This is a genomic window from Desulfovibrio sp. 1188_IL3213 (assembly GCF_036763145.1).
In the GTDB taxonomy this organism is placed as follows: domain Bacteria; phylum Desulfobacterota; class Desulfovibrionia; order Desulfovibrionales; family Desulfovibrionaceae; genus Desulfovibrio.
In genome coordinates, this window is record NZ_JBAIYR010000301.1 from 1 (window position 1) to 2,943 (window position 2,943).

At 59.8% G+C, this 2,943-nt stretch carries 3 protein-coding genes and 1 pseudogene; 3 read left to right on the forward strand and 1 reads right to left on the reverse strand.

Annotated features, from left to right (window positions below; genetic code table 11):
- The 3 genes and pseudogenes from V6C16_RS10575 to V6C16_RS10585 form a co-directional block, all read left to right on the forward strand.
- Window positions 1–366: pseudogene (locus V6C16_RS10575) on the forward strand (phosphohydrolase); the annotation flags it as partial.
- Window positions 329–1,249 (forward strand): D-alanine--D-alanine ligase family protein, encoded by a 921-nt coding sequence (locus tag V6C16_RS10580; protein WP_333536651.1) that lies wholly within the window; start codon window positions 329–331, stop codon window positions 1,247–1,249. The pseudogene V6C16_RS10575 and the gene V6C16_RS10580, both read left to right, overlap by 38 nt.
- A 294-nt stretch (window positions 1,250–1,543) precedes the next feature.
- Window positions 1,544–2,461, forward strand: coding sequence for a DMT family transporter (locus V6C16_RS10585; RefSeq protein ID WP_333536652.1), 918 nt, complete (start codon window positions 1,544–1,546; stop codon window positions 2,459–2,461).
- A 59-nt stretch (window positions 2,462–2,520) separates the two neighbouring features.
- Here the strand turns inward: V6C16_RS10585 and V6C16_RS10590 are convergent.
- A partial coding sequence (locus V6C16_RS10590; protein WP_333543170.1) for a dTDP-4-dehydrorhamnose 3,5-epimerase occupies window positions 2,521–2,943 on the reverse strand: 423 nt, incomplete at its 5' end.

The following is a 2,943-nucleotide window of genomic DNA, read 5'->3' on the forward strand; positions in this document are numbered from 1 at the left end:
GTGCGTCATGGCGGCAGCCATGCCCAGGTGGGCGCTGCCTGGGCCGTGGCCGAAACAGGCAACTACGCTGTGGCCCAGGGCGTCATGATGCATGTCTGGTGGCCTTGGGAACTGCCCGCAGGGCGGGGCATCTGCGCGCTGCCGTTTTTTGTGATGTATGCCGACAAAAGAGTCAGACATGACGCTTGCGTCAGTCTGGAAGAAAGGTATGACGACCTGCTGGGCCGTTATGGGCACAGTGAGGCGGCGCGAGAAGGTATTTTCGCCGCCTTCCGCCAGGGAAAAAATATTGAAAGCGCTCTTTCGGAGCAACTGGGATGGACACTGTATGAAGATTCTTTTGATTGCGGGCGGCTGGTCTCCTGAACGGCAGGTATCATTGAACGGCGCACGGGCCATGGTTCCTGCCCTGGAAGCGCGTGGTCATGAAGTGACTTTTTTTGATCTGCTGGCCGATTTTGACGGCCTGTTGGCCGCCGCCGATCAGCATGATTTTGCCCTCATCAACCTGCACGGGGCTCCGGGCGAAGACGGGCTGGTGCAGGCCATGCTGGACCGGGTGGGCTGCCCCTACCAGGGGTCCGGCCCCGCAGGCTCTTTTCTGGCGCTCAACAAATGCGCTGCAAAGCAGGTTTTCCGCAGGGCCGGTCTGCCCACGGCGGATTGGGACTTTGTTCCCGCGCTGCCCGAAAAAGACTGGCAGCCCCGCCTGCCGTACCCTCTGTTTGTCAAAAGCAACACGGGCGGCTCGTCGCTGCGCCTTGGGCGCGCGGCCAACCGTGAGCAACTTGACCAGATCATGGGCCAGATATTTGCTGCGGGCGAAGAAGTCATTATGGAACCGGTCTTGCCGGGCCGTGAGGTGACGTGCGGCATTTTGGGCGAAGAACCCTTGCCTCCCATTCTTATCGAGCCGGTAGCAGGGGATTTTTTCAATTATGAAAGCAAGTACGAGCAGGACGGCGCGCGTGAGATATGCCCGGCCCCCATTGGTGACGAACTGACCGCGCGTGTGCAGGATCTGACCCTTGCCGCGCACAGGGCGCTCGGCCTCAGGGGCTACAGCAGGGCGGACTTTATTCTCGGGCCGGACGACAGCCTTACCCTGCTGGAGGTCAATACCCTGCCCGGCATGACCGCGACCAGCCTTGTGCCGCGTGAGGCCAGGACCATTGGTCTTGATTTCGGCCAGTTGCTTGAGCGCCTTATGGAGCTTGGGCTGGCCGACTGCGGAAAAAAGTCGCAATAACACAGCCCTGAAGGGCATTTGCAGGCCCGCACCTCCTCTCCATCCCGTCACGGAAAACATGGCGGGCCGGAGAGTTTTTTTGCAGGCACGCCACAGGCCGGAATCCGCTTTTCACGGATACCTTGCACCGTCAAAATGATGCGGATGTCCATCCGCACCTCGCGCGCATGACCATGCAAATGGCCTGCCCGCCCCCTGTTTTCGGCCCGCTCCGGCGCATGACAGCAAGGTTCACATTCAGCCATTCCGTTGCGCCCGGGGCGTAACAGTCTGCCACCCAACAACGACGGTCCCATGTCTGAGAAAAACAATTCGGCTGGTCATCTGGCGGCCCTGCTTTGCATCCTTGTCTGGGGAGCCACGTTCATTTCCACCAAGATACTGCTGCGCGATTTCAGTCCTGTTGAAATCCTTTTTTTCCGGTTCAGCCTGGGGTTTGCGGCCCTGTGGCTGGCCTGCCCCCGCGCCTTGTGGCTGAAGGATAAAAAACAGGAATGGCTTTTCGCAGGGGCGGGGCTTGCGGGCGTGACGCTCTATTTTTTGCTTGAAAATATTGCCCTTACCTACACGTTTGCCTCCAATGTGGGCGTTATTGTGGCTGTTTCGCCGTTTTTCACGGCCTTGCTGTCGTTCTGGCTGCTGGCTGCCGAAAAGCCGGGGTTGAATTTCTTTCTGGGCTTTGCGGCGGCCATTCTGGGCATAGGGCTGATCAGCTTCAGCGGGAGCACCGGTCTGCAGCTTAACCCCCTGGGCGACCTGCTGGCGGTGCTGGCCGGGCTTGCGTGGTCGTTTTATTCCATCCTGACGCGCAAGATTCTGGCCTTTGGCTATAACAGTCTTCAGGTGACGCGGCGCTGCTTTTTTTACGGGCTGCTTTTCATGCTTCCTTGTCTGCCCTTCATGAGCTTTCACTGGGGGCTGGAGCGTTTTGCCAAGGCCGTGAACTGGGGAAATATGGCTTTTCTTGGGCTTGGAGCCTCGGCCTTGTGCTTTGTGGCGTGGACATTTGCCATCAAGCGCCTGGGCGCGGTGCAGAGCAGCGTCTACATTTATCTGGTCCCCGTGGTGACGGTTGTCACTGCCGCGCTTATCCTTGACGAGCGTATCACCTGGATGGCCGGGCTGGGTACGGTGCTGACGCTGGCTGGTCTGGCGCTCTCGGAGATGCGGCAGTTTCGCCTCTGGAAAAAAGCCGGTTCTCTGCGGCGTTGATGCACGGCAAACGGGCCGCCCCAAAAGGGCGGCCCGCAGTTTATTGTCGCGCCATATGCCTATGCCTGTTCTGTTTTCCAGCAATAGGGAATGGACGGATCGTCCATTGGCAGGCGTTGTCCTTCGGCGGGGTCGTGAGGAATATCCGCGCAGTTGCAGATAAGCGCCGGGCTATTGTCCATTGCGGCAAAGCCGTACCACACGCCCGTGGGAATACGCAGGAGAAAATAGTTTTCCGGCCTGCCCAGGGCCAGTTCGCACACAACGTCCCTGGTGGGGGAATCCGGTCGACCGTCGTAGAGCACAATGCGCAGCAGCCCTGCGGGTACGGCAAAATGCTGCACCTGCCGGGTGTGGCACTTCCATGCCTTGACGTGGCCGGGCAGCACTTCAGAGAAGTATATTTCGCCGAAGCCCCTGCTGAAGTCCGGCAGCAGGGCGGAACCGGGGCGCAGCATGTGCAGCACCGGCCCGCCGGGCGT

What these genes read in the sequence shown, in the direction of transcription:
- V6C16_RS10580 (WP_333536651.1), top strand. Translation starts at nt 329, where the DNA reads ATGAAGATTCTTTTGATTGCGGGCGGCTGGTCTCCTGAACGGCAGGTA.
- V6C16_RS10585 (WP_333536652.1), top strand. Translation starts at nt 1,544, where the DNA reads ATGTCTGAGAAAAACAATTCGGCTGGTCATCTGGCGGCCCTGCTTTGC.